This is a genomic window from Caballeronia sp. ATUFL_F1_KS39, from assembly GCF_023630985.1.
In the GTDB taxonomy this organism is placed as follows: domain Bacteria; phylum Pseudomonadota; class Gammaproteobacteria; order Burkholderiales; family Burkholderiaceae; genus Caballeronia; species Caballeronia zhejiangensis.
On sequence record NZ_JALQDZ010000025.1, the window covers coordinates 14,322 to 39,452 of the forward strand.

Sequence of the window (25,131 nt, forward strand, 5' to 3'; positions counted from 1 at the left end):
CTTTAATGCTTTGTTGCAATGTTAAACTGCAAGCTGGTTCGAAGCGCATCACTGAGACAAAAAACATCGTTGCGGCCAGCGAAACGCTGCTATAACGCGCGGCGATACTGACAGGAGTTCAGCCCATGCGCCTCACCGGCCGACGCGTGAGTTCGAGTGGCCATGTCGTATCAGTACTGTTCATCGCCTTGGCGGCGGCGGTTTTTCCCATTTCGCGCGACGCTGCGGCCGATCCCGTCTTCACCGTGACCAGTACGGATCTCGCGCCGGGCAAGACTATCGGGCGCGATCTGCTTTTCGATCAATCCGAGTGCAAGGGCGGCAACCGCTCGCCGCAAATTTCCTGGCATGGCGCGCCTTCGAACGCGCGCAGCTTCGCCGTGACCATCTTCGACCCCGACGCGCCGGGGCGCGGATGGTGGCACTGGGCCGTCGCCGGCATTCCCGCCGGCACGGATCGGCTGCCGAACAACGCGAGCGCTTCGGGCGCGCTGCGCAAGTTGGGCGCCATCGAAGCGCGCAACGACTGGGACACGGACGGCTACGGCGGCCCCTGCCCGCCGCCCGGCAAGCCGCATCGCTACATCGTGACCGTGTACGCGCTCAACAGCGCCGATCTGCGCTTGCGCCAGGGCACGCCCGCACTCATGTTCGAACACGAAATCCGCACAATGGCCATCGCCAGCGCGCGACTCACCTTCACATACGGGCGATAGTCGGACGTCGAGAACCGTGCGGTCGCGCCGGTCGGTCAAAAATTGTCTTTGCTAGACTGGCCCGAACCGTCCGCACGGCGCGCCTTCGGCGTGTGCCGCCGCGCACGGACCGACCTCGGGGACACCATGCCGAACATCGTCATCGTTTATCACAGCGGCTACGGCCACACGAAGAAGGTCGCGGACGCCGTGCTCGGCGGCGCAACGGACGCCGGCGCGAACGTGAAGCTGATCGCCGTCGGCGAGCTCGACGACGCTGGCTGGGCCGAACTCGACGCCGCCGACGCCATCGTTTTCGGCGCGCCGACCTACATGGGCGGGCCGTCCGCCGATTTCAAGAAATTCGCCGATGCAAGCTCGAAACCGTGGTTCGCGCAGAAATGGAAGGACAAGATCGCGGCCGGCTTCACGAATTCGGCGCACATGAACGGCGATAAATTCCTGACGATCTCGTATTTCGTGACGCTCGCCATGCAGCACGGGATGGTCTGGGTCGGCACGGGCATGATGCCGTCGAACACGAAGGCGGCCACGCGCAACGACCTGAATTTCGTCGGCGGATTCACCGGGCTGCTCACGCAATCGCCCGCGGATGCCTCGCCGGAGGAAGCGCCGCCGATCGGCGATCTGGAGACGGCGAAGGTTTTCGGCGCGCGCGTCGCGGCTGTGACGGCGCGCTGGATCGGCGATCGCGCCGCCGTCGACAACGACGGACATCAGTCCGCCTCGAATTCGCACTAAAATGTCCGTTTTGCGGCGAGCGCCCGCACGAACCAGCGAGATCGAGATGACCACGAAAGTATTTGTCGACGGACAGGAAGGCACCACCGGCCTGAAGATTTTCGAATATCTGTCGCAGCGCCGTGACATCGAAGTGTTGCGCATCGAGGATGCGAAGCGCAAGGACGTGGAGGAGCGCCGCCGCCTCATCAACGCATCGGACGTGACGTTCCTGTGCCTGCCGGATGTCGCGTCGCGCGAGTCGGTTTCGCTCGTCGCGCCGGACAACACGCGCACCGTGATGATCGACGCCAGCACGGCGTTCCGCACGCAGGACGACTGGGCGTACGGTCTGCCGGAGTTGTCGCGCGCGCAGCGTGAGCGCCTGCGCACGGCGAAGCGCATCGCGGTGCCGGGTTGCCACGCGTCGGCGTTCGTGCTGTCGGTGCAGCCGCTCGTCGCGGGCGGCCTCGTGCCCGCCGATTTCCACGCTCACGCCTATTCGATCACCGGCTACAGCGGCGGCGGCAAGAAGATGATCGCGGAGTACGAAGCAGGCGGCGACGACAAGCTGATGAGCCCGCGCCCGTATGCGCTCGGCCTGACGCACAAGCATCTGCCGGAAATGTCGGTGCGCACGGGTCTGAAACGCGCGCCGGTCTTCACGCCGATCGTCGGACCGTTCCTGAAAGGTCTCGCCGTGACGACGTATTTCTCGCCGGACCAGCTCGCGCGCCCGGCGAAGCCGCAGGACGTGCGCGACATGCTCGCCGAGTATTACAACAACGAGCCCTTCGTGCGCGTCATGCCGTTCGACGCTGAGAGTAACCTCGACGCCGGCTTCTTCGACGTTCAGGCGTGCAACGAAACGAACCGCGTCGATATTTTCGTGTTCGGCAACGACGAGCGCTTCGTGACCGTGGCGCGCCTCGACAATCTGGGCAAGGGCGCGTCGGGCGCGGCGATCCAGTGTATGAATCTCGCGATCGGCGCCGACGAAGAGACGGGGCTCGCCCGCTGATCGAGCTTCAGCCGAATCAAAAAAGGCCGACTCGCCTAGGGGGCGAATCGGCCTTTTTCGTATCAGTCGGTGCGGCGCAGCATCGGAATGTACTGACGAAAAAAAGCCCGCCAAGGTTGACGGGCTGAATCCATATCAGTGGAGACATGGAGGAGACAGGAGTAAATATACCAAGAATATTGGTGCATCGCAACATGACCGTCGCAACGCGCTGACGCCCGACACGCCGACGAAACTCAGGGCTGCATCATCGAAAGGATGAACTGGAGCTGATCCGCGGAAATCGGCTTGACGAGATGCATGTCGAAACCTGCGTCGAGCGTCATTTCTCGATGCTGGGGCTGCCCCCAGCCGGTGAGCGCGACGAGCATCAACGCGTGGCCGTTCGGCAGCTTGCGCAACTGGCGCGCCGCCGCAAGTCCGTCGACGAGCGGCATGCCGAGATCGAGGATCACGACTTCGGGGTCGAACTGCGCGGCGACTTCCACAGCCTGCGCGCCGTTCGCCGCGAGCGCGACCTCGTGGCCCATGCCGGTCAGCAAGTTCGCGAGACCGGCGAGCGCATCGTCGTCGTCGTCGGCTATCAGGATGCGCTTGCTCATGATGGCCTCAGCGGGAACCGTAAATTTCGAGTGTCAGCTTGTTCGACCCGGCCTGCGCCGCCGTAATCTCGGTGCGCGCACCGCGTGCGCCCAGATAGAAGTGCTGGCGCGCGGGCGAATTCTGATCGTGCGTCGCGTCGGGCACGCACGAGGCGATGTCCGCCGCGACGCCCTGCAGCGAATCCGCGCTCGATCCGCCGCGCGGCGTCCATGTGCATCGATAGTTGGTTTGCGAAGCGGCGCACTTCGCGTCGTCGCCGCAGGGAAGCGCGATCGCGCGGCCGTCGAAAGCGGAAAGCGACGAGAAATTCGGCGCGGCGGACAGCACGCGTTTGAGCGCATCGCACGGATTCGGCGTGTCGTCGGCGCGCGCGCACGTCGTCGAAAGCATGCCGAAGCAGAGCGGCAAGAGCGCGGCGAAGACGGCGCGTCGGCCTGTCTCATCCATGAGCGCCTCCTTTTAGCTGTTCTTTTCGTGTCGCCGAGAACCGGCGAGCGCGACTATGCGCTGCCAATTCGCGTATGTCTGTTCGAAAGCGAATGAAGCACTGAAAACGGCAGCAAGTCACGCACCCGTTTTTGCAGACGTTTGGAAGCGCGTTAGTGACGCACGAGCGCCATCATCGCGCCGAAGCCGACGAACACGCCGCCCGTCAGCCGGTTGAACGCCTGCGCGACGCTCGCGCTTTTCAGTTTGTCGCCGATGCGCGCGCCGAGCCCCGCGTACACGGCGTACCAGCTCACCTCGATGACGGCGAACGTCGACACGAGCACCGCGAATTGCGGCAAGACCGGCCGGCTTGCATCGATGAACTGCGGCAGCAGCGCCGCCGCAAAGAGAATCGCCTTCGGATTGCTGCTCGCGACGAGAAAGCCGTTGCGAAAAAGCGTGAAGGGTCTGAAAGCATGCGCGCCGCCGGTTTCGTCGCGCACGTCGATCGCGCCCGCCTTGGCGCGCCAGCTTTTCACGCCGAGCCAGACGAGATACGCCGCGCCGATCAGACGCAGCGTGTCGAAGAGGCGCGGCCACGCTTCGAGAAACACGCCCAACCCCGCCGCCGACACCGACAACATGATGACGAGCGCCGTCAGACAGCCGGCCATGGTGGCGGTCGAGCGCTCGAGACCATGCCGTGCGCCGTGCGTCATGACGAGCAGCATGTTGGGGCCGGGAATCGCGGATACGACGAAGACGGTGGCGACGAACAGCCACCAGAGATGCAGGCTCATTGCGGCGTGGCAAGGACGGAAACGGGATTCGAATTATGCCGTTTGACCGCCTTCCACGACATCGATTTACGACTCGCGCCCCGCGCGGCGCGCGGCCACCTGACCGAGCACGGCGAAATCCTTCTCGCCGTCGCCGTGGGCGAGCGCATCGACGAGGTTGTCGCGCACGACGCTCGCCACCGGCAGCGGCACGTTGACGGCATCGCCCGCGGCGATCGCGAGACGCACGTCCTTTAGTCCGAGACGCGCCTTGAAGAGCGCGGGCTCGTAGCGCCGCTCGGCGATCATCTTCCCGTATCCCTGATAGACCGGTCCTGGAAACAGCGAATTCGTGATGACGTCGAGCAGCGTCTGCGATTCGATGCCGTGGCCGCTCACGAGCGCCGCCGCCTCGCCGAAGCTCTCGATCGCCGACGCCAGCATGAAATTCGCGGCGAGCTTGAGCACGTTCGCGTGCTGCGGCTCGCTGCCGACGCGCCACGTTTTCTGGCCGAGCGCATCGAGGACGGGCTGCACACGGTCGATCGCTTCGCTCGCGCCCGCCGCGAGAATGTTGAGCTTGCCCGCCGCCGCGACGTCCGGCCGGCCGAGCACCGGCGCGGCGACATACGCGACGCCGTGCTGCGCGTGCAATTCGGCGAGCTCGGTGGCGAGCGCCGCCGAGATCGTCGCCATGTTGACGTGCACCAGGCCTTTCGGCGCGTGCTTGAGCAGGCCGCCATCGACGAGCACGGAGCGCAGCGCGGTATCGTCGGCGAGCATGGAGAACGCGGCGTCGCCGGCGAAAGCCTGCTCGGGCGTATCGACGACCGACGCGCCCTGATCCGCGAGCGCGCGCGTTTTGTCGCGCGAGCGATTCCAGACGCGCACGCTGTGCCCCGCCTTGAGCGCGCGCTCCGCCATCGCGCCGCCCATTTCCCCCAATCCGATGAATCCGATATCCATGCTCGTGTGCTCCTTTGCCTTGTCCGCTTGCCGCGCGCGCAATGCCGGGCGGACCGAGCGCCAGTAAAGCACATCGCCGGAAAGCGCGCAGAAGCGCGCAATGCCATACTGCTGCATGGTCAAGGCGCGCTTTCACTTCCATCGCGAACTGAACGATTTCCTCGCTCGATCCCTGCGCGGGCACACGTTCGCGTGCGCGTGCGCGAAGTCTTCGTCGATCAAGCACATGATCGAGGCGCTCGGCGTGCCGCATACCGAAGTCGATCTGATCGTGAAGGCCGGCCGCGCGGTTGGATTCGACGCCCCGATCGAGCCGGACGATCTCATCGAGGTTTATCCCGCGCGTCACGCGCCCGCCGGAATGGAGAACGGCGCGCTGCTGCTGCGCCCGCCGCTCGACGCCGCGGACCTGCGTTTCATCGCCGACGCACATCTCGGCGGACTCGCGCAACTCCTCCGGCTGGCGGGCTTCGACACGCGCTACGACAACAACTTCCCCGACGATGAAATCGAGCAGCTCGCGCAGGACGAAGCGCGCATCGTGCTCACGCGCGATCGCGAATTGCTCAAGCGCCGCACCGTCTTGCGCGGATGCTACGTGCGGACCCTGCAAGCCGATGACCAGTTCCGCGAAGTCTCGGAGCGCTTCGATCTCGCGCCGCACGTCCGCGCGTTCCGTCTCTGCCTGATGTGCAACGCGCCATTGCGTCCGGCCGCGCCCGGCGAGATCGACGGCCGCGTGCCCGAGGGCGTACGTGAGCGGCATGCGCGCTTCGTGACCTGCGATGTGTGCCATCGCGTGTTCTGGGAAGGCTCGCACTGGCGGCGCATGCGGGCGCGCATCGATGCGCTGGCGGAGGCGGGTCGCTAGTTCCGTACAATGTCGGACTTGCAATCAATCGTCGCATCGGAGCATCGCGTGAACAAATTCGAACTGGAACAGAACAAGGCATTCAAACTCGCCAACGACCTCAAGCAGGGCGGCCGGGCACGCGTGGGCGCAGCGGATGCGCAGAAGCTCGATCGGCGTGAACAGCGCAAGCTCGATCAGGCGAAGGGGCTCGTGCCGTTCGCGTGCAAGCTCGATGAAAAGCTCGTCAAGCAGTTGAAGGAACGCGCCGAAGCGCATGAAGGCGGGATGACGGAAGTGCTGGCCGAGTTGCTGGTGAAGGCGGGGCTGGAGCGGTAAGCGCTGGTTGTCGCCGTGGTGGCCGCGGCAGCGAACGATGCGCGGCGACTACGCTTTGTCGTGCCTGAGCGGTTCCGGCTTGCCCGTTCCCTTGAACGGGCTGCGGCAGGACTCATCGATCAGGCTCGTCAGCTTCTCGAAGGTCTTCGCATCCAAACTACGCCACTGGTGATAATCACACCAGCCCGGCATCAAGAACTTCACGCCGCGCCCCATCATCCGGCCTGCTTCGTTCGTTTCGCGAACATGTTGAGAAACGACGATTTCGGCGCCCGCGTCCTACGTATGCGCCGCCCTCGCAGAAGCTTCCCACCTTGCGACGCTTCCTCCTCCTCGAGATATGCCGGCGTAAGAAAACTGACGCCCTGCGCCTCCATCAACTCGAACGTCTCGTCGACTGTCCGCCGGCAAAGCTCGTTTTCGACCTCTTGAAGCCGCGCAATGTACAGCGCCAGCCTGTCCTTCGGAACCACGACGAGCTTCTCCGAATCCAGCAACGGCATCTCGCCCCATTCGCTCGACAACCGCCCCGCTGCCCGCGCCGCTTCATACTTACGCTCGATTAATTCAACGGTCCTAACCATTTTCCACCCTCCCATTTGCACGACGATGGGCCGATTATGACCGCCAACGTTCGCCCCATGCCACCTGTCCGAACGGGTTAGGAAGAATCGCCTGCGCGCGCCCGGCCGTGTAGTCGGCTTGCGCCTAACGCGTGAGGTCGCGCGCTTCGTCGACATCCGCATGGCGCGTCGCCGGGATGCACGCCACCGCGATCAGCGAGAGCACGAGCCCGCCCATCACATAGAACGTGGGTGCGAGTTGCGATTCGGTCACGCGGATGAGCCACGTCACGATGAACTGTCCGAAGCCGCCGAAGATCATCACCGCGATGTTGTACGCGAGGGAAAGCCCTGTCGAGCGCACGTGCGCCGGAAACAGCTCCGCGATCAGCGCGCCGAACGGCCCGTAGTATCCCGACAGCGCGATCGACAGCAGCGCCTGCACGACAACGAGCCGCATCACGCTCGGTTCCGCCGCGAGCCACGCGAAAAGCGGATAGATGATGACGAGCGTGATCGCGAGCGACCACAGCGACAGCCCTTTGCGCCCGATGCGATCCGACCACGCGCCCGTGACCGGCGACAGCACCGTCAGCAGAAGATTGCCGACGATCAACGCCGTGAACGACTGACCGAACGGCAGCTTCAATTGCTTGACGGCGAACGTCGGCAGATAGGCAATCAGCACGTACACGCTCACCGTCAACGCGATCACCGAGCCGAGCCCGCACAGCACCTCGCGGCCATGCGTGCCGAACACTTCGCCGAGCGTCGCGCGGCGCGCGGTTTTCTTCGCGTGCAGGAACGCTTCGGTGTCGGCCATGTTGCGGCGAATGTACAGCCCGACCGGCCCGATCACGAGACCGAAGATGAACGGCACGCGCCATCCCCATGAATCGAGCGCTTCGGGCGACAGTCCGCGCGAAATCGCCGAGCCGACGATCGCGCCGAGCAGGAGCGACGCCGCCTGGCTCGCCATCTGGAAACTGCCGTAGAAGCCGCGCTTCGAAAACGGCGCCGCTTCGATCAGCAGCGCGGTCGAACTGCCGAACTCGCCGCCAGCGGAAAATCCCTGCAGCAGCCGCGCGAACACGATGACGAGCGGCGCGCCGATGCCGATCGCCGAATACGGCGGCGCTATCGCGAGCAGGAGAATGCCGAGCGTCATCAGTCCGATGACGAGCGTCAGCGCCGCCTTGCGCCCCGCGCGATCCGCATACAGGCCGAGAACGATGCCGCCCACGGGACGCATCACGAACGCGACGCCGAAGGTCGCGGTGGTCAGAAGAATCGACGAATAATCGCTGCTGCTCGGAAAGAACAAGCGGGCGATGACGACCGTCATGAAGCCGAACACGGTGAAGTCGTACCACTCCAGCGCGTTGCCGATGACCGCCGCCATCACGGCGCGCGCGTTCAATGCTCTTCCTGGCATGCGATCCCCCAAGGTCAGTGGGTGTCCGCGCTTTAAAGATGCGAACGCGCGGCTCTTTTTTCCTTGGCGAGTGTAAAGACGGTTTTTCTCCCGATCAAGCTAATTGCGAACGAAGAAAAGCGCGCCGTGCCTTTCGGCCGGGCGCGCTTCGGCTCGGGAGCGAGCCGCGCTTAGGCCTTTTTCACATAGGCGCTGCACCAGCCCTTCGCCGCGACCTGCTTGTTGCTGAACATCGGGCACGGCGCGTAGGCGTCCGTCGGCTTGCCCTGATAGAACTGACAGTTGCCGCAGTCCTGCCCGGCGGCGTACTTCGCGAACTTGGCCTTGTCGACCTTGCTCGCGTCTTCCTTGTAGCCGAGTGCCTGCGCGGTGGGATCGCTTTCAGCGACTTTCGGGGCGTCGGCGGCGAAGGCCGCTTTCGAGCCGAGCGCGAACGTCGATGCGACGCCCACGCTGGTAATGAGAAACGTGCGACGTGATGTCTTCATGGTGACTCACTCCATGTTGTATTGGGGGATAGCGCCGTTCTTGGCGACGGCGATACCCGAGCATAGCAACCTGAAAGCGAGTCGACGACGCCAAATGTTAGAGATAAGGCACGGCGGAAAGTCGCATGACAGTCAGCGCGCCATGTCGGCGACGCGTTCGGCGATCGCGAGCGATGCCGTCAATCCCGGCGATTCGATGCCGAAGAGGTTCACGAGTCCCGGCACGCCGTGCGCCGATTTGCCCTGGATCACGAAATCCGCCGCCGCCTGGCCCGGACCGGACAGCTTCGGACGGATGCCCGCGTACGCGGGTTGAAGCGCGTCGTCGGGCAGACCCGGCCAATACGCGCGGATCGCGGCGTAGAAGGAATCGGCGCGACGCGGATCGACGTCGTAATTGAGCGCCTGCACCCATTCGACGTCCGGACCGAACTTCGCCTGCCCGCCGAGATCGATCGTCAGATGCACGCCGAGGCCGGCTTCGTTCGGCATCGGATAAATGAGCCGCTCGAACGGCGCGCGTCCGCTCACGCTGAAGTAGTTGCCCTTCGCGAAGTAGAGCGGCGGCACGTGACGATCGTCCAGTCCGCGAATGCGCCGCGCGATCTCGTTCGCATGCAAGCCCGCACTGTTGATGAGAAACGACGCCCGAAAGCGCGCCGGCGACTCGCCACCCGTCTCGACGATGAAGCAGCCTTCGCGCGCATCGATCGACGTGACCGGCGTATGGAACACGATATTCGCGCCGTGATTCTCCGCCTCGCCCTGCAGCGCGAGCATGTACTGATGACTGTCGACGATGCCCGTCAGCGGCGACCACACCGCCTCGACGCATTGAAGTTGCGGCTCCATCTCGGCCGCCTGTGCGCCGCTGATGCGCACGAGTCCCTTCACGCGATTCTCGATGCCCTTCTGTTCCAGCGCCGCGAGTTGCGGCACCTGATTGCGCGCCGTCGCGACGAGCAGCTTGCCGCATTGCCGGTGCGGCACGCCGTGCTCCTGACAGAACGCGTAGAGCATGTCGCGCCCGCGCACGCACAGTTCGGCCTTCAGCGATCCGCGCGGATAGTAGATGCCTGCGTGAACGACTTCGCTGTTGCGCGAGCTCGTGCCGATGCCGATGCCCTCGCCCGCCTCCAGCACGATGACTTCGCGGCCACGCTTGGCCAGCGCGCGGGCGATCGCCAGTCCGACGACGCCCGCCCCGATTACTACGCAATCGATCCGATCCATGTCTTCTTCCGCGGCAGATTTGTCCCAACTATTTTACGTTCGGGACTATTGCGCGTTACACAACAAATGCACGCCGATTAGATCGTTTTCCGGTGCAATTCAGAAAAAGGCAAGAATCTGGCCGCCAGATGTCAAAAACGACAGGTTTTGGCGGCCTTTTCGGCAATTTCGCGAACGGCGCGCTTTCAGAAGCCGATCGCTTTTTTGCGCAAGTTGCGGTCGATCTGAATGTCGCGCGCTTCGACGTGATGCCGTCCGTCGATACGCGCGTTGCCGAACGCATTCAGCATCGCGCGCCGCATGCCGCGCGGCGACGCCTGCGTGAGCGCGTCGAGCGGCGCGTCGCCGAGTGTTTCCGGAAAACGCGCGCCCCACGAATGAGCATTGCGGATTTCGGCGTAAATCGACTGCGCGATGCGCCGCGCGCCGTCGCGATCGGGCGGCGGAATTTCGTAGACGTTCATGCGATTCATCAGGGGCTCGGGAATCGCGCGCGCGTCGTTGGCCGTCGCGATCCACACGACGTTGCCCGCGTTGATCGGCACTTCGGCGAATTCGTCGACGAAAGTCTGCGCCGTGTCATGCTCCAGCAGCGCATAGAGCGCGCCGAGCGGATCGTATTGCGCGTCGCCGGTGGCCTTGTCGATTTCGTCGACGGTCATGACGGGATTCGCGTAGCTGCCGTTCACGAGCGCATCGAACACCTTGCCGGGCTTCGCATTGCGCCATTGCGACGACGCCCCCGACAGGATCCAGCCCGCCGTCAGCGAGCTCATCGCGACATAGTGATTCGACGTGCCGAGCAGCCGCGCGAGCTGCTTCGCGAAGTGCGTCTTGCCGATGCCCGGCTCGCCGAGCAGCAGCATCGGCATGAGTTCGAGGCGATCGTCGGTTTCGAGGCACAGCGCGATCTGCTTGCGGATATCGGCGAGCGGCTCCTCGAAATTCGGCAGATCCGCGGCGAGATCGTCCACCGACGGCATGCGGTTCGGCTTCACGCAGAAACGCAGATTACCCACTTTGAGCATTTTTTCGTAAGTGGCGCGCAAGGCGTCGTTCGCGCCTTCGGAGAGATCGTTGAGCGCGGACTCCACATCGTCGAGACTGTAGACCTTGCTGAACGATGCCACTGCGAGTTCCTGTTTGACCACGGCCGTCGTCATGTCACACCCCGTCAATTTTTATGGTCGACGAGTCCAGTGTATCGACGCCAAAACCGCACGCAAGCGAGCAGTCGAACGCGTGTGCTGCTAATCGCGATGCGCGCAAAGCGTGCGAGTATCATCGTCGGACGACGCGGCGAGCGGGTTCGAAATCTGCTTCGCGTCAGGCCAGGTTGAGATTCGTTTCGTTCGTCCACAATTGTGTGTTGCGCGGTCTGGCTGAACCGTACCTGCGCCGCCGTGTCACAACGAATTCGCCGGAGAACGCCGATCCAGCGACGCGCCAGCCGCGCCGCCATCCGAACAGTCCGCGCGCAGGAGTCGCTTTCAATGCATAAAACGATACGCACCGTCTTTCTGAATGCCGCGCTCATGACGGGCGCCGGTCTTGCCGCGCTTAACGCGCAGGCGCAGACCGCGCCATCGCAACCGGTGACCTGGGAGTTGCAGGTCGTGCGCGACGGACAACAGATCGACTCGTTTTCCGGCACGACGAACGTCGGACAGGCGCGCACCGACACGCATCACAGCAAGGTGCAGAATCGCGTCGGCTGCGCGGATCAGCCTGCCGGCGACATCGATCTGCAACGCACCATCACCATTTCGCCGACGCGCGCGAACGCCGACGACATCACGCTCGCCATCGACGCGCAGGAAACCTTGCAGGACGACAGCTCGCGCGCATCGCCCTCGGGCTGCAAGCTGCCGCCGGTGCCGCGTCAGGTGAGCGGATCGCATCCGGGCTTGGCGCTCAAGCCAGGCGAATGGGCGCAGTGGCAGCTCATCGACAGCAATCCGTCGCTCGCCTACCGGGTACGCGCGAGCCTGGGGTCGCCGGCGGCGGCGCAATGACAACCGCGGTGACATAGACTCAAGAGGCCGCCGCTCGAGACCAAGAACGCATGCGAAACCCAGAACATCTTCCGCCAGGCCCGTCCGCTCATTCGGCCACGCCGGATTTCACGGCGGTCAGCTGGAATCTGCACAAGGGCCGCTCGCCCCTCGGCCTGCGCGCGTGGACCGCGATGCAACGGTGGGTTCAGACCACCAACGCCGACGTCTATTTTCTTCAGGAAGCGATGGCGCGGCGCATGCCGCAGCCCGTGCTCGCAAGCGGCTTCGGCAAGCCGTTCGACGCGCCGCTCGACGATGTCTGGCATTGCCAGGCGACCGAGATCGCCACCGCGCTCGAATTGCAGATCGCGCTCGGACCGAACGTGTTCAAGCCGTCGTGGCGGCATGGCAATGCCATTCTCTCGCCGCATCCGCTCGATCTTTCCGGGCGCTGGGACATCTCCGCGCATCGTTTCGAAAAGCGCGGCTTGCTGGTCGCGCGCGCGACCTTCGCCGGTCAGGCCATCACATTGCTGTGCGCGCATCTCGCGTTGACGCGGCAGGCGCGGCTGCGTCAGATGAACTGGATCGCGCACTGGATCGCGAAGGAAGCGCCGGAAGGTCCGCTCATGCTGGCGGGCGATTTCAACGACTGGCGCAACGACTCCGTGCCGCTTTTCGGCGAACTCGGCATGAGCGAAGTCGCGACGATGCTCGGCGAATCGGGCCGCACGTTTCCGGCTTTCTCACCGGCGCTCGCGCTCGACAAGATGTTCGTGCGCGGCCTGAAGCCGGTCGAATGGCTCGTGCCGACGCAGGACACCGCGTGGCTGTCCGATCACCTTCCGTACATGGCGCGGCTGCGCGTGGAGTGAGCGCGCTCAGGGCTTCGTGAGCAGCGCTTCCAGATCGGCGATGGTGACGGGCTTCGTCAGATGATGATCGAAGCCCGCGTCGAGCGCGCTGCGACGATCGGCATCGCTGCCCCAGCCGGTCAATGCAAGCAGCAGCGCGCTTCGGGTCGCGTCGCGCTTTCTCATTTCGCGCGCGACGTCGAAGCCGCTCATGCCCGGCAATCCGATATCGAGCACGACAACATCCGGTTTGAAATCGTCGAGCGATGCGAGCGCGCGCGGGCCGTCATGCTCGGTGCGGACTTCATGGCCGAGCGCTTCGAGCAGCATCGACATGGCAAGCGCCGCATCGACGCTGTCGTCGACGAGCAGGATGCGGCGGCCCGGCACCGTGCCGCCGCTTGCTTGGGCGGTGGTGTTCATGCAGTTCCCCGTTGCCGTCGTCGCACGAAAAGGCCAAAGCGGATGTTCCGACCCTCGCACGACGTTATTGAGATGATTGGGGCAATGTAGCACAGCGGGTTCGCGGGCAAGAAAACGACTCCGCAATCACACCGCCCGGCGGCTCTGCTATCGTGAACGTTCCTTCCGCCGCCGTCTCGCACCACAGTCATGTTCGATCTCTTCGACGACATTCCCAAGCCCGACATCGCGTGGCATCCGGACTGGATCGACGCCGACGCGGCTTCCGATCTGATGGGCGCCCTGATCGCGGAAGTCGCCTGGCAGCAGGACACGATGACCACGCCGGGCGGCCGCGTGCCGCTGCCGCGCCTGACCGCGTGGCAAGGCGAACCGGACGCGGTCTATGTCTATTCCGGCATCCGCAATGTGCCGCAGCCGTGGACGCCCGCCGTCGCGCAACTTCGCGAGCGCGCCGAGGCCGCCTGCGATGCGCGCTTCAACAGCGTGCTGCTCAACCGCTATCGCAGCGGCCTCGACAGCATGGGATGGCATGCCGACAAGGAACGCGAACTCGGGCCCGAGCCGGTGATCGCATCGGTGAGTCTCGGCGCGACGCGCACCTTCGAGTTTCGTCACGCGCGCACGCACGCGACGCACACGCTCGCGCTCACACACGGCAGCCTGCTCGTGATGCGCGGGCGCACGCAGCGCGAATGGGTGCATCGCGTGCCGAAAGAGCCGGGGGCGCGCGGCGAGCGCATCAATCTCACTTTCCGCTGGGTCGATGCGTCGAAACGGAAGTAATCGCGCTCAAGGACGTTTCGCGACGAAATCGATCTCCACGAGCGCATCGCGCGCAAGCCCCGTCACGCCGATGCACGTTCGCGCCGGCAGCGGCTTCGGCAGAAAGTACGAGCGATACACCGCGTTCATCGCGTCGTAGTCGCGCTTGAACTCGGTCAGAAAGATACGCACGCTGACCACATTGTCGAGCGTCAGCCCGACGCCGTTCAGCACGAGAATCAGGTTGTCCATCACGCGGCGCGTCTGCGCGGCGACGCCTTCGGGCAACGGCGCGCCGTCGTCGTTCGGATCGGTCGGCATCTGACCGGTGAGGAACACCCAGCCGTCGGCTTCGGCTGCGTGCGAGAAAGGGCCGACGGGCGTCGGCGCGGCATCGACCATCGTGAATTTCGGCATCTGAGTCACTTCGTCTCCCCGTTTTGCGTTCGATATAAAGCAGAACCGGCACGTTAGCGCGCCAAAATTGCGCGCGCGCCGGCGCCGCATGCGAAGATGGCCCGGCTTACGATTACCTTTTCACACGCGATGCTTCCCTATCCCATTCTCGCCGACGCCGTGTTGCGCATGCTGGCCGCGATGCTGATCGGCTGCATCATCGGCATCGATCGCGATCTGCACGGCAAGCCGACCGGCATGAAGACGCTCGGGCTCGTGTCGCTCGGCGCGTGCATCGCGACGATGTGCGCGCAAGGTTTCTCGATGACGCTCTCCAACGACGCCGACGTGTCGCGCGCCGTGCAGGGCATCGTGACGGGCGTCGGCTTTCTCGGCGCGGGCGTGATCCTGCAGAATCCGCGCGAGAATCGCGTGCGCGGGCTCACGACGGCGGCGTCGATCTGGGTGACGGCGGCGGTGGGCATCGTCTGCGGACTGGGCGTCTGGAGCCTCGCGTTCATCGCGATGATCCTGATGATCGCGCTGCTCACAATCGGGCGCGTCGTCGAGAAGCGTCTGTTGCGTCGCTGGATGAGCAAGCCGGAAGACGAACGCCAGAAATACGCGGACGTCGAAGAGGCTTAGGCGAACGCGTCGGCGGCGGGCGCTTTCACGCGATTGCGGCCCGCGACCTTCGCGGCATAGAGCAGGCCGTCGGCGCGCGCCATCAGCGATGCGAGCGGCTCGCGCCCGTCCCACATCGCAATGCCCGCGCTGAAGGTGTAATGCAGCAGGCCGCCGGGCGCGGCGCACGGCGTCGCCTCGACGGTCTTGCGCAGCCGCTCGACGAGCGCGGTGACATCGCCGATGCGCGCCGCCGTGCAGAAAAGACAAAACTCCTCGCCGCCGATACGCCCGAACGCATCGTCTTCGCGAATGCGCGCACGCACGATCGACGCGAAATGGCGCAAGACTTCGTCGCCCGCCGCGTGACCGTAGCGGTCGTTCACGCTCTTGAAGTGATCGATGTCGATGACCGCGACGAACTCGCGCTCGCCTTCCTGCCGCGCCCGCGCGAGACGCTCGCCCGCGCCGGCCAGCAATGCCTTGCGCGAAAGCGCGCCGGTGAGATCGTCGAAGCGCGCAAGCCGTTCGAGCCGCTGCGCGAGACGGTCGTGCGCCATCATCACGAGGCCGATGCACAGCGACGGCAGCACGAGAATGCCGAGCGCGAGAAACGTGATCTGCATCACGCCGGGCTGCAGCAGCGATGTCTGCGCGGGCGGCTCCACGACGTAGATCGCGCCGCGCACCGTATGGCCGAGCGCGCCGAGCGCCGCCGCGCCGGCGACGAACAAGTAGTTATAGCGCGGCCGTTCCCTCGGACGCTCGATCAGCACGCGTCCGGCGATCGCGAAATCGCACGCGGCATGAAACGCCGACACAATCACCACGCGCGCATTCACATCCGGCGTCACATACGTGAAGTAGACGATGCCCGCCATCACGCCGAGCCACATGATCCAGCCGGCCCAGCGCTGCGCGGGACGCATGCGAACGTCGAAGAAATCGTTGCAGCCTTCGTAGATGAGCAGGACCGTCGCGGCGAGCAACTGATTCGCGACGACGATGCCGAGCCACGCCGGCGCCACGTTCTGCACGGCAAAAAGCAAGAGCGAAACGATTGCGATGACGTTCGCCCCAAGCCAGCGCGGCACGCCCGCAATCGCGTGCGAGAGCAGCGAGATCAGCACCAGTATCGAGAGGATGCTCGACAGCGCCGTGACGACGAGAATGCTGACGGGACTGAACATCGCTGAAAGTGGACGGGTTATCGCTCGTGCTTTGAGCAAACGACGCCGCACGCGCGGTGCGACGAAAAGATTCGCTAAAAGGGATTCGCGGCGAAAGAGCACGAGTATCCGACAACACCGACGTGTTTACGGCTCGAATCGGCGTGCCTTGAACAGGTCGACCTGCGTCATGGCGTCGCATGACGCATGTAAAAACGCGGCGCAGCCTTTCGGCGCGCCGCGTTCGAACGCGGATTCCCGCGCGCTTTTACCATTCATGACGCTCGCGCCAGCGTTGCTCGCGGCGCATCTCGTGATGCCAGCGGCGCTCGCGCCATTCGTGACGACGCCATTCGCGCTCGCGCCAGCGTTCGTCGCGATCGCCGTATCCATATCCGTAATAGCCGACCGGCACCGCGGGCTGCGCGTACACGGGCTGCGTGTAGACCGGCACGCCCACGCCCACCGCCACATCGACGTGCGCGTTCGCCGATGCCGATATCGCAAGTGCCGCGAGCCCCGCCAGCCCGATCGCCGTACCAAGAAGTTTCTTCTTCATGCCGCTTTCTCCTTGCACCGAGTGCCGTGTGAGTCAGTGCAGTCTAGAAAGCGATGACGGATACAGGTGCAACGGGTTTGCCAGAAAGGTAACGTCAGGTAACGGTCAGCGAAAACGAAGGTGTCCTAGCGCACACGCTTGCCGGAACCGTCGATGACGACTTCGCCGTCTTCCTTCGTGAACGGCCCCTTCTGCGCTTCGGGCAGGATATCGAGCACGAGCTCCGATGGCCGGCACAGCCGCGCGCCCTTCGGCGTATCGACGAACGGACGGTTGATGAGAATCGGATGCGCGAGCATCGCGTCGATGAGTTGTTCGTCGCCGAGGCTCGGATCGTCGAGGCCGAGTTCGGCGTATGGCGTGCCCTTCTCGCGCAGCGCTTCGCGCACCGACAGTCCCGCGCGCGCGATCAGCGCAACGAGCGTCTCGCGGCTCGGAGGATGCGTCAGATACTCGATCACCGCCGGCTCGATGCCCGCGTTGCGGATCAGTGCGAGCGTGTTGCGCGAAGTCCCGCACTTCGGGTTGTGATAGATGGTGACGGTCATGGCGGCGATGTCCCTGCGTTCGTGGATTAGCCATCGCATTCTAGGCGATGGCGCGATCGACAGCTTCGCGTCACGCACGCGACCGCGAGCGCCATGCGCGTTCAATTGTCCTGTTCAATCGCGGAGCGACGGCCTATAACGAAGAGTGCAGCGCGGCATGCGTCTTCTGCGGACCCGCGGGTCCCATTCGCCGGCAAGCGCACCGGCGCTCCGTCTGCATCACATTCGAACAAGTCCGGGAAACCCGCCGCGGCAGCCTCGCCGGGAACCGGCGCCAATATCCGCTCGCCAGCGCCATGCATGGCACATGCAGCACTCGTGGCACGTTCCGTGCGGATCAACGATTCGAATCAGCGAACAGCGTTGCGCGGCGTACACGCGAACGCGCCTTTCGATCAAGGAGTCGACATGAAATCACGTATCGCCATGGCGGCGCTCGCCGCCTCGTTACTCGCCACGGCCGGTCTCGCATCGGCTCAGCAGTCCTACTACCGCACCGCGCAGGTTCCGGGACAGGCCACCGCCGACACCTGGACCGATCCCGGCGCGCCCGCGCAAAGCGCCATGCAGGGCCAGTCGACCGACACGTCCTACGGCGGCTCGCCGATGACACGCGGCGCGGCCGGCGCAACCACGATGGGCACGATGGACAGTCCGGCCTCCAAGCCCTGCACGCGCGGGCCGCAATGCAATATCTTCTTCGGCCAGTGAATTTTTTAGACTGCGCCAGCATAGGTGCATGACCCGGCGCGTCCGTTCGGTGAGAACGGACGCGCTTCCCTTATCCACGGAATGGCCAGCATGCACTGCGACGAATCTCCCGCACCTCTCTTCGACGAAGGCTTCAACCAAGTCGTGACCGAGACGCGCGAGCCGGACGGTTCGCTCGATGCCGGCCGGAAGTAAGCGCGCGATGGCCACCTCGAAAAGCAAGACCGCGCGCATTCGCGTCGGCGTCGGCGGATGGACGTTCGAGCCGTGGCGCGGCACGTTCTATCCGGACGATCTGCCGCAAAAGCGCGAACTCGAATACGCGAGCCGCGCGCTGACGTCCATCGAAGTGAACGGCACGTTCTACGGCGCGCAAAAGCCCGCGACGTTCATCAAGTGGCGCGACGAAACGCCCGACGACTTCGTGTTCTCGCTGAAGGCGCCGCGCTACGCGACGAATCGCCGGGTGCTCGCCGAAGCGGGCGATACCATCGAGCGATTCTTCGGCAGCGGCGTGCTCGAACTGAAGGACAAGCTCGGCCCGATCAACTGGCAATTCGCGCCGACCAAGAAGTTCGATCCGGAGGACTTCGAACGCTTTCTCGAACTGCTGCCCGCGAAAGTGGAAGGCCGCGCGATTCGTCACGCGGTCGAAGTTCGGCACGAGAGCTTTTGCGATGCGGCCTTCGTTGCGCTCGCGCGGAAGTATCGCGTCGCGGTGGTCATCGCGGGGGATTCGAAGTATCCGCAAATCGCGGATATCACCGCGCCGTTCGTCTATGCGCGCATCATGGGCACGACCGACAAGCAGGCGAAGGGCTATGCGAAAGCGGCGCTCGATCGCTGGGCCGAGCGCGCGAAGACGTGGTCGTCGGGCGGCTCGCCGAACGACTTGCAGACCTTCGGCAAGGCTGCGCCGAAAGCCGCATCGCGCGATGTGTTTCTCTACGTCATCAGCGGATTCAAGGAGCGCAATCCCGCGGCGGCGATCGCGCTCATCGAACGTCTGAAAGGCTAAAGAACCTCTAGCGGACGAGACACGGCTTCTTGTTGTCGAACTTCCAGTTCGGAATCAGATATTGCATCGCGACGCCGTCGTCGCGCGCGCCGAGTCCATGCTGCTTGTACAGTTCGTGCGCCTTCTCGACTTCGTCCATATCCAGTTCGACGCCGAGGCCCGGCGCTTCCGGCACCTTCACTTTCCCGCCGACGATCTGGAGCGGATCGCGCGTCAAACGCTGGCCGTCCTGCCAGATCCAGTGCGTGTCGATAGCGGTGATCTTGCCCGGCGCGGCAGCGGCGACGTGCGTGAACATCGCGAGCGACACGTCGAAGTGATTATTCGAATGCGAGCCCCACGTCAGGCCCCAGTCGTTGCACATCTGCGCGACGCGCACCGAGCCTTGCATCGTCCAGAAATGCGGATCGGCGAGCGGAATGTCGACCGATTGCAACTGGATCGCATGACCCATCTGACGCCAGTCCGTCGCGATCATGTTCGTCGCCGTCGGCAGGCCGGTCGCGCGGCGGAATTCCGCCATCACTTCGCGGCCGGAGTAGCCGTTTTCCGCGCCGCACGGATCTTCCGCGTAGGCGAGCACGTCGTGCTTGTCGCGGCACAGGCGGATCGCTTCGGCCAAGGACCACGCGCCGTTCGGATCGAGCGTCACGCGCGCATCCGGAAAACGCTCGGCGAGCGCCGTGACGGCTTCGATTTCCGCATCGCCCGCGAGCACGCCGCCCTTCAGCTTGAAATCGTTGAAGCCATAGCGCGCTTGTGCCGCTTCGGCCAGACGCACGACCGCCTCAGGCGTCAGCGCGACTTCGGTACGCACGCGGTCCCAATCGTCCTTGCCGTCCGCGCCGGACCCATACGGCAGATCCGTCTTGTGGCGATCGCCGATGTAGAACAGATAGCCGAGCATTTCCACTTCATCGCGCTGCTGGCCTTCGCCGAGCAAGGCCGCGACGGGCACGCCGAGATGCTTGCCGAGCAGGTCGAGCAGCGCCGCTTCGAGCGCGGTGACGGCGTGGATCGTCGTGCGCAGATCGAAGGTTTGCAGGCCGCGGCCGCCCGCGTCGCGATCGGCGAACTTCGTGCGGACCTGATTCAGCACCGCATGCAGATTGCCGACCGATTGCCCGACGACGAGCGAGCGCGCATCGTCGATCGTCTGGCGGATGTTCTCGCCGCCCGGCACTTCGCCGACGCCCGTGTAGCCCGCGCTGTCCGTCAGGATCACGAGATTGCGCGTGAAGAACGGACCGTGCGCGCCGGACAGGTTCATGAGCATGCTGTCGCGGCCCGCGACCGGCACGACGCGCAATTCGGTGACTTTCGGAGTGTTCGTGGACATGAGCGTGATCCTTCCCAGAGAGGTTGAAGCGGGTTTCAGTGCGCGCCTTGATGCGCGACGTGGCCGTCCGGCGTGCGATCCGAGCGGCGGTTGCGCGTGAAGAAGACCGCGACCGCCGCGATCAGCGATGCGACGCCGAGGCCGTACAAGCCGCCCGACACCGAGCCCGTATGTTGTTGAAGATAGCCGAAGGTCGCAGGCGCGAAGAAACCGCCGAGATTGCCGACCGAGTTGATGAGCGCGAGCACGCCAGCCGCGACGCGCGCATCGAGATAGCCTTGCGGAATCGGCCAGAACAGCGACGACGCCGCCTTGAAGCCGATCGCGGAGAAACAGATCGCGACGAACGAGAGCACCGCGTTGCCGGTCGTCGATGCGAACAGGCCACATGCCGCGATCACGAGCGCCACGGCGACCCACGCCTGCTGGAAGCGCCAGCGCGCGGAGAGCAGCGCGAAGCAGTACATCGCGACGATCGCGATCATCCACGGAATCGTGTTGTAGAGGCCGACCTGGAAATCGGTGAGGCCGCCCATCTTGCGGATGATCGTCGGCAGCCAGAAGGTTGCGGCGTAAATCGTGAGCTGAATCGCGAAATACATGAAGCAGAACAGCACGATCTGCGGATCTTTCAGCAGCTTGATCGCGGGAATGTGGCCGCCGGTGGCCGCTTCGCGTTCCGCCTGTTCGGATGCGATCGCGTTTTGCAGCGCGCGTTGCTCGTCGACGGAGAGCCAGTGAGCATCGCTGATGCGCGATTTCAGCAGCATCCAGCTCACGCCGCACAGGATGACGGAGAACCCGCCTTCGATCAGAAACATCCACTGCCAGCCGTGCAGGCCGAGACCGCGAATCGACAGCAGACCGCCCGTGATCGGGCCGGACAGAATCGATGCGAACGCCGAGCCGCCGAGGAAAATCGCGATCGCCTTGCCGCGTTCCTTCTGCGGCAGCCATTGCGTGAAGTAATAGATGACGCCCGGAAAGAATCCCGCTTCCGCGACGCCCAGGAGAAAGCGCAGCACGTAGAACGACGTTTCGTTCTGCACGAAGGCCATCATCGCCGCGACGACGCCCCACGTACCCATGATGCGCGTGAGCCACGCGCGCGCGCCGTACTTCTGCATCAGCACGTTGGACGGCACTTCGAACAGCGCATAGCCGATGAAAAACAAACCGCTGCCGAGACCGTACGCCGCCGCGCCGATGCCGAGATCGGTCTGCAAATGCGAGCTCACGAAACCGACGTTCACGCGATCGATGTAGTTCGCGATGAACATGATGAGGAACAAGGGCAGCACATGGCGCTTGACCTTGGCGCTGGCCGATTCGAGCAGATCGGCGGCTGGCGTGGCGGGAATCGTGTTCAAGGGATGTCTCCGGATCGCGTCTCGTGGTACGTTGTCTGATGACATTGTATGGCGAGATGCTTTCGGGGCCAATCACGTGTTTACCCTTTCTCGGCTCTAGGCTTGTCGTATATGGCTTACACGCCGATGGACACCGAGCGCATGTTCGGACGCTGGCCTTCTAAACTAGGACGTCCGACAACTACAGAAGCACAAAGCCGGTTGCGAAAACGACACTGCCGGCGCGAGGCCGGCAGTGTTTAACGAAGACGGGAAATGCTGACGCTTACTTCTTGTCCTGCCCGATCTCGTGATTCGCCATGATCTCGAGCGCGCGGACCATGCCCGAGTGATCCCACGCCTTGCCGCCGTGCGCGGCGCACGCATTGAACAACTGCATGCACGTCGACGTGTTCGGCAGCGCGACGCCGAGCGATTGCGCCGTCGCGAGCGCCAGATTCAAATCCTTCTGATGCAGCTCGATACGGAAGCCCGGATTGAACGTGCGCTTCGTCATGCGCTCGCCGTGCACTTCGAGAATGCGCGACGACGCGAAGCCGCCCATCAGCGCGGTGCGAACCTTTTCGGCATCGACGCCGGCCTTCGATGCGAGCAAGAGCGCTTCGCCGACCGCCTCGATGGTCGCCGCGACGATCACCTGATTCGCGACCTTGCAGACCTGTCCCGCGCCGACTTCGCCGATCAGCGAGATGTTCTTGCCCATCAGGTCGAAAAGCGGCTTGACCTTGTCGAACGTGGCTTGCGCGCCGCCGACCATGATCGTCAGCGACGCGGCCTTCGCGCCGACTTCGCCGCCGGAGACGGGCGCGTCGAGATAATCCGCGCCCTTCTCGCGCACTTTCGCCGCGAATTCGCGCGTGGCGATCGGCGAAATCGAGCTCATGTCGACGACGATCTGACCGCTCTTCAGCTTGCTCGCGACGCCGTTCTCGCCGAACAGCACGCGTTCGACGTCCGGCGTGTCCGGCACCATGATGAAGATGACGTCGGCCTGCTCCGCGACGGCCGCGGGCGAATCACAGGCCGTGGCGCCCGCGCCGGTCAGATCGGCGGGCACGCCGCTGCGCGTGAATGCCGCGAGCTGGACGCCGCCCTTGAGAAGATTGGCCGCCATGGGATTGCCCATGATGCCCAGTCCGATGAAGCCTGCCTTTTGCATGTATCGCTCCTTGATGTCGATTTTCGATGCCGGTTTGTCGAGCGCGACGCTCAGTCCGGGATGAAATGTTTGCGCACGCCCTGCGCCGCGTTTCTGAGCATCCCCAGATCCGCGCACACGGCGACGAATGTGCTGCCCATTGCCAGATAGCGCTCGGCGTCTTCCTGCACGGGCGCGAGAATGCCGCTCGGCTTGCCGGCCGCGTGCGCGCGCTCGAACACATGTGCGATGACCGCCTGCACGTCCGGATGGTTCGCTTGGCCGATGTGACCGTACGATGCCGCGAGATCCGACGGTCCGACGAACAGCGCGTCGACGCCTTCGACCGCGATGATCTCGTCGATCGCTTCGACCGCCGCGCGGCTCTCGATCTGCACCGCGACGCTGATATTGTCGTTCGCGATCTGGAAGTAGTTCGGAACCGTGCCGTAGCGATTGCCGCGATGCCCGACCGACACGCCGCGGATGCCCTGAGGAGGATAACGCGTCGCGGCGACGGCGCGCTCGGCATCGGCGGCGCTGTCGACGAACGGAATCAGGAAATTGACGACACCGCCGTCGAGCAGCTTCTTGATCGCGACGGGATCGTTGGCCTGCGGGCGCACGACAGGCGCGCTCGGGCTGTCTTTCAGCGCCATCAATTGCGGGATGAGCGTGAGCGCGTCGTTCGGCGCGTGCTCGGCGTCGAGCAGCATCCAGTCGAATCCGACCACGCCGACGAGTTCGGTGACGATCGGACTCGCCAGCGACATCCAGCATCCGATCAGCCGCTTGCGCTCGCGCAGCGACGTTCGGAATGTATTGGGCAGCGGTTGATATGGTGACGAAGACGGCATGATGCCTCCCTGTGACGACGGCGATCTGATTGGAAAGCGGCAAGTCCGAACTCACGTAGTTATCGGACGTCTTAACACAGGGTACTGTGGAAACGCGGGAAAACGACAGCGGCGTAAACCCTGCATTCCTTTAGTTTAAGAGATTTCTGCTAAGAATCGTCTAATTCTACTTATACGATGTCTTATATCAATTTGCAGGACATCCGGGCCGCGTCGAATTGACGAAGCGTTCCCCACGCAGGAAGATGCGTCGTCGGACATCCCCACGCGCGAGGCTTATCGCGCCATGCGCGTCGACCGATCCTAAGCGAAGCCAAGACGTCCGACAACGGGTGTAAACGCCGCGCTTCCCAGAACAATATCCATCAGCAGCGAATTACCATGGCCAGTCTCACCGATAAAGTCGTCGCAACCCTGATCGAGGATATCGAACGCGGCGTTCTCCGTCCCGGCGACAAGATCCCGACCGAAGCCGCGCTGATGAAGCAACTGTCGGTGAGCCGGTCCGTGGTGCGCGAGGCTGTGTCGCGCTTGCAGGCGGCGAACGTCGTGGAAACGCGGCACGGCGTCGGCACGTTCATCCGCTCGCCCGAGGAACGCGAATCGGTGCGTCTCGCGGATGCCGACCTGTCGAACCTGCTGGACATCATGGCGATCATCGAATTTCGCATCGATCTCGAAGGCGCCGCCGCCGCGCTCGCCGCCGGCAGGCGCACCGACGCGCATCTGAAGCAGATCGCCGCCGCGCTCAAGCGCTTCGAGGAGCAACTCGCGAACGGAAGTACGGACGTGCTGCAACACGACGTCGAGTTTCACTTGCAGATCGCGCGCGCGAGCGGGAATCGCTATTTCCACGACGTGCTTAGTCAGATGGGACGCGGCGTCAGTCCGCGCACGCGGCTGCGCAAGGCCGAAATCGCGGAGCTGGATCAGATCGAACGTCTGCGCTGTGTGCTGAGCGAGCACAAGGCGATCTATCAGGCGATCGTGCGTCAGGATCCGGACGATGCCCGCGCCGCGATGCGCATGCATCTGAGCAACAGCCGCGAACGGTTGAGACACGCGCATGGCGCTGCCGCCTGAATGAGCGCCGATGTTTTGGGCAGTGCCGCCACGTTGTCTGAGTAAACAAAAGAGTTCGTATGTATACGTGGTAGTAGTTAACAAGCTCGCCGCAAATCGGTGGATAACTGGCAATGCGCTTTTTACGTCAGAGGTTTA

At 64.2% G+C, this 25,131-nt stretch carries 31 protein-coding genes; 12 read left to right on the forward strand and 19 right to left on the reverse strand.

Annotated features, from left to right (window positions below; genetic code table 11):
* The first annotated feature begins 125 nt into the window (after positions 1-125).
* The 3 genes from NCR93_RS12880 (at position 126) to argC (ending at position 2,457) form a co-directional block, all read left to right on the forward strand.
* A complete protein-coding gene (locus NCR93_RS12880) occupies positions 126-716 on the forward strand; it encodes a YbhB/YbcL family Raf kinase inhibitor-like protein (protein ID WP_008352697.1) in 591 nt (196 codons plus the stop codon).
* 126 nt (positions 717-842) lie between these two features.
* Positions 843-1,457 carry a flavodoxin family protein gene (locus NCR93_RS12885; RefSeq protein ID WP_239295487.1) on the forward strand — a complete coding sequence of 205 codons (615 nt, stop codon included), beginning with the start codon at positions 843-845 and terminating at the stop codon, positions 1,455-1,457.
* A 46-nt stretch (positions 1,458-1,503) separates the two neighbouring features.
* The gene (gene argC / locus NCR93_RS12890) at positions 1,504-2,457 is read left to right on the forward strand and encodes an N-acetyl-gamma-glutamyl-phosphate reductase (protein WP_008352692.1); all 954 of its coding nucleotides are present in this window, start codon (positions 1,504-1,506) and stop codon (positions 2,455-2,457) included.
* 236 nt (positions 2,458-2,693) lie between these two features.
* Here the strand turns inward: argC and NCR93_RS12895 are convergent, their stop codons facing one another.
* The 4 genes from NCR93_RS12895 to NCR93_RS12910 form a co-directional block, all read right to left on the reverse strand.
* Positions 2,694-3,059: a response regulator gene (locus NCR93_RS12895; RefSeq protein ID WP_008352689.1), complete on the reverse strand. Its 366-nt coding sequence runs from the start codon at positions 3,057-3,059 to the stop codon at positions 2,694-2,696.
* A gap of 7 nt (positions 3,060-3,066) precedes the next feature.
* Complete coding sequence (locus NCR93_RS12900; RefSeq protein ID WP_250478896.1) at positions 3,067-3,507, reverse strand: hypothetical protein; 441 nt, start codon at positions 3,505-3,507, stop codon at positions 3,067-3,069.
* Between the two features lie 152 nt (positions 3,508-3,659).
* Positions 3,660-4,289 (reverse strand): LysE family translocator, encoded by a 630-nt coding sequence (locus NCR93_RS12905; RefSeq protein ID WP_008352688.1) that lies wholly within the window; start codon positions 4,287-4,289, stop codon positions 3,660-3,662.
* Between the two features lie 66 nt (positions 4,290-4,355).
* Positions 4,356-5,357: an NAD(P)-dependent oxidoreductase gene (locus NCR93_RS12910; protein ID WP_284507432.1), complete on the reverse strand. Its 1,002-nt coding sequence runs from the start codon at positions 5,355-5,357 to the stop codon at positions 4,356-4,358.
* Here NCR93_RS12910 and NCR93_RS12915 point away from each other — a divergent pair.
* Entirely contained in the window at positions 5,350-6,105 is a 756-nt protein-coding gene (locus tag NCR93_RS12915) for a Mut7-C RNAse domain-containing protein (protein WP_175979866.1), read from the forward strand. The genes NCR93_RS12910 and NCR93_RS12915 overlap by 8 nt on opposite strands.
* 9 nt (positions 6,106-6,114) lie before the next feature.
* Positions 6,115-6,423 carry a hypothetical protein gene (locus NCR93_RS12920; RefSeq protein ID WP_250440261.1) on the forward strand — a complete coding sequence of 103 codons (309 nt, stop codon included), beginning with the start codon at positions 6,115-6,117 and terminating at the stop codon, positions 6,421-6,423.
* 48 nt (positions 6,424-6,471) lie between these two features.
* Here NCR93_RS12920 and NCR93_RS12925 read toward each other — a convergent pair whose 3' ends face one another.
* The 6 genes from NCR93_RS12925 to NCR93_RS12950 form a co-directional block, all read right to left on the reverse strand.
* A complete protein-coding gene (locus NCR93_RS12925) occupies positions 6,472-6,642 on the reverse strand; it encodes a type II toxin-antitoxin system YoeB family toxin (protein ID WP_250478897.1) in 171 nt (56 codons plus the stop codon).
* Positions 6,639-7,007, reverse strand: a complete 369-nt coding sequence (locus NCR93_RS12930) for a hypothetical protein (RefSeq protein WP_250478898.1) — start codon at positions 7,005-7,007, stop codon at positions 6,639-6,641. Before NCR93_RS12930 ends, NCR93_RS12925 begins: the two co-directional genes overlap by 4 nt.
* Positions 7,008-7,131: 124 nt before the next feature.
* Positions 7,132-8,421 carry an MFS transporter gene (locus NCR93_RS12935; protein WP_250478899.1) on the reverse strand — a complete coding sequence of 430 codons (1,290 nt, stop codon included), beginning with the start codon at positions 8,419-8,421 and terminating at the stop codon, positions 7,132-7,134.
* A 170-nt stretch (positions 8,422-8,591) separates the two neighbouring features.
* Complete coding sequence (locus NCR93_RS12940) at positions 8,592-8,909, reverse strand: high-potential iron-sulfur protein (RefSeq protein ID WP_008352676.1); 318 nt, start codon at positions 8,907-8,909, stop codon at positions 8,592-8,594.
* A gap of 132 nt (positions 8,910-9,041) precedes the next feature.
* On the reverse strand, positions 9,042-10,142 hold the full coding sequence (locus tag NCR93_RS12945; RefSeq protein WP_250478900.1) for an NAD(P)/FAD-dependent oxidoreductase: 1,101 nt from the start codon (positions 10,140-10,142) through the stop codon (positions 9,042-9,044).
* 185 nt (positions 10,143-10,327) lie between these two features.
* Positions 10,328-11,305, reverse strand: coding sequence for an AAA family ATPase (locus tag NCR93_RS12950; protein ID WP_008352674.1), 978 nt, complete (start codon positions 11,303-11,305; stop codon positions 10,328-10,330).
* 330 nt (positions 11,306-11,635) lie between these two features.
* Between NCR93_RS12950 and NCR93_RS12955 the strand changes: the two genes are divergently transcribed.
* On the forward strand, positions 11,636-12,157 hold the full coding sequence (locus NCR93_RS12955; protein ID WP_250478901.1) for a hypothetical protein: 522 nt from the start codon (positions 11,636-11,638) through the stop codon (positions 12,155-12,157).
* Positions 12,158-12,207: 50 nt separating this feature from the next.
* Complete coding sequence (locus NCR93_RS12960; RefSeq protein ID WP_008352672.1) at positions 12,208-13,014, forward strand: endonuclease/exonuclease/phosphatase family protein; 807 nt, start codon at positions 12,208-12,210, stop codon at positions 13,012-13,014.
* A gap of 6 nt (positions 13,015-13,020) precedes the next feature.
* On the opposite strand, the gene NCR93_RS12965 is transcribed toward NCR93_RS12960, so the two are convergent.
* Positions 13,021-13,416, reverse strand: a complete 396-nt coding sequence (locus NCR93_RS12965; protein ID WP_008352671.1) for a response regulator — start codon at positions 13,414-13,416, stop codon at positions 13,021-13,023.
* A 189-nt stretch (positions 13,417-13,605) separates the two neighbouring features.
* Between NCR93_RS12965 and NCR93_RS12970 the strand changes: the two genes are divergently transcribed.
* Positions 13,606-14,202 (forward strand): alpha-ketoglutarate-dependent dioxygenase AlkB family protein, encoded by a 597-nt coding sequence (locus NCR93_RS12970; protein WP_175979604.1) that lies wholly within the window; start codon positions 13,606-13,608, stop codon positions 14,200-14,202.
* Between the two features lie 6 nt (positions 14,203-14,208).
* Here the strand turns inward: NCR93_RS12970 and NCR93_RS12975 are convergent, their stop codons facing one another.
* Positions 14,209-14,598 (reverse strand): RidA family protein, encoded by a 390-nt coding sequence (locus NCR93_RS12975; protein ID WP_008352667.1) that lies wholly within the window; start codon positions 14,596-14,598, stop codon positions 14,209-14,211.
* A 129-nt stretch (positions 14,599-14,727) separates the two neighbouring features.
* Here NCR93_RS12975 and NCR93_RS12980 point away from each other — a divergent pair, with 129 nt between their 5' ends.
* The gene (locus tag NCR93_RS12980) at positions 14,728-15,222 is read left to right on the forward strand and encodes an MgtC/SapB family protein (protein ID WP_051996639.1); all 495 of its coding nucleotides are present in this window, start codon (positions 14,728-14,730) and stop codon (positions 15,220-15,222) included.
* On the opposite strand, the gene NCR93_RS12985 is transcribed toward NCR93_RS12980, so the two are convergent.
* From NCR93_RS12985 to arsC, 3 genes are all read right to left on the reverse strand, one after another.
* Complete coding sequence (locus NCR93_RS12985) at positions 15,219-16,391, reverse strand: GGDEF domain-containing protein (protein ID WP_250478902.1); 1,173 nt, start codon at positions 16,389-16,391, stop codon at positions 15,219-15,221. The two genes, NCR93_RS12980 and NCR93_RS12985, sit on opposite strands and share 4 nt — an antisense overlap.
* A 247-nt stretch (positions 16,392-16,638) precedes the next feature.
* Positions 16,639-16,929 (reverse strand): hypothetical protein, encoded by a 291-nt coding sequence (locus NCR93_RS12990; protein WP_008352663.1) that lies wholly within the window; start codon positions 16,927-16,929, stop codon positions 16,639-16,641.
* Between the two features lie 125 nt (positions 16,930-17,054).
* Positions 17,055-17,477 (reverse strand): arsenate reductase (glutaredoxin), encoded by a 423-nt coding sequence (gene arsC / locus NCR93_RS12995; protein ID WP_250478903.1) that lies wholly within the window; start codon positions 17,475-17,477, stop codon positions 17,055-17,057.
* A 408-nt stretch (positions 17,478-17,885) separates the two neighbouring features.
* On the opposite strand from arsC, the gene NCR93_RS13000 reads away from it, so the two are divergent.
* The gene (locus NCR93_RS13000) at positions 17,886-18,188 is read left to right on the forward strand and encodes a hypothetical protein (protein ID WP_144403794.1); all 303 of its coding nucleotides are present in this window, start codon (positions 17,886-17,888) and stop codon (positions 18,186-18,188) included.
* 202 nt (positions 18,189-18,390) lie between these two features.
* A complete protein-coding gene (locus NCR93_RS13005; protein ID WP_250478904.1) occupies positions 18,391-19,206 on the forward strand; it encodes a DUF72 domain-containing protein in 816 nt (271 codons plus the stop codon).
* Between the two features lie 7 nt (positions 19,207-19,213).
* On the opposite strand, the gene gudD is transcribed toward NCR93_RS13005, so the two are convergent.
* The 4 genes from gudD to garL form a co-directional block, all read right to left on the reverse strand.
* Positions 19,214-20,545: a glucarate dehydratase gene (gudD, locus tag NCR93_RS13010; protein ID WP_250478905.1), complete on the reverse strand. Its 1,332-nt coding sequence runs from the start codon at positions 20,543-20,545 to the stop codon at positions 19,214-19,216.
* Between the two features lie 35 nt (positions 20,546-20,580).
* On the reverse strand, positions 20,581-21,915 hold the full coding sequence (locus NCR93_RS13015; RefSeq protein ID WP_008352655.1) for an MFS transporter: 1,335 nt from the start codon (positions 21,913-21,915) through the stop codon (positions 20,581-20,583).
* 265 nt (positions 21,916-22,180) lie between these two features.
* Positions 22,181-23,191 carry a 2-hydroxy-3-oxopropionate reductase gene (locus NCR93_RS13020; RefSeq protein WP_268811673.1) on the reverse strand — a complete coding sequence of 337 codons (1,011 nt, stop codon included), beginning with the start codon at positions 23,189-23,191 and terminating at the stop codon, positions 22,181-22,183.
* Positions 23,125-23,910 (reverse strand): 2-dehydro-3-deoxyglucarate aldolase, encoded by a 786-nt coding sequence (gene garL, locus NCR93_RS13025; protein ID WP_008352653.1) that lies wholly within the window; start codon positions 23,908-23,910, stop codon positions 23,125-23,127. Before garL ends, NCR93_RS13020 begins: the two co-directional genes overlap by 67 nt.
* A gap of 381 nt (positions 23,911-24,291) precedes the next feature.
* Between garL and NCR93_RS13030 the strand changes: the two genes are divergently transcribed.
* Positions 24,292-24,993: a FadR/GntR family transcriptional regulator gene (locus NCR93_RS13030; RefSeq protein ID WP_008352651.1), complete on the forward strand. Its 702-nt coding sequence runs from the start codon at positions 24,292-24,294 to the stop codon at positions 24,991-24,993.
* The last annotated feature ends 138 nt before the right edge of the window (positions 24,994-25,131 follow it).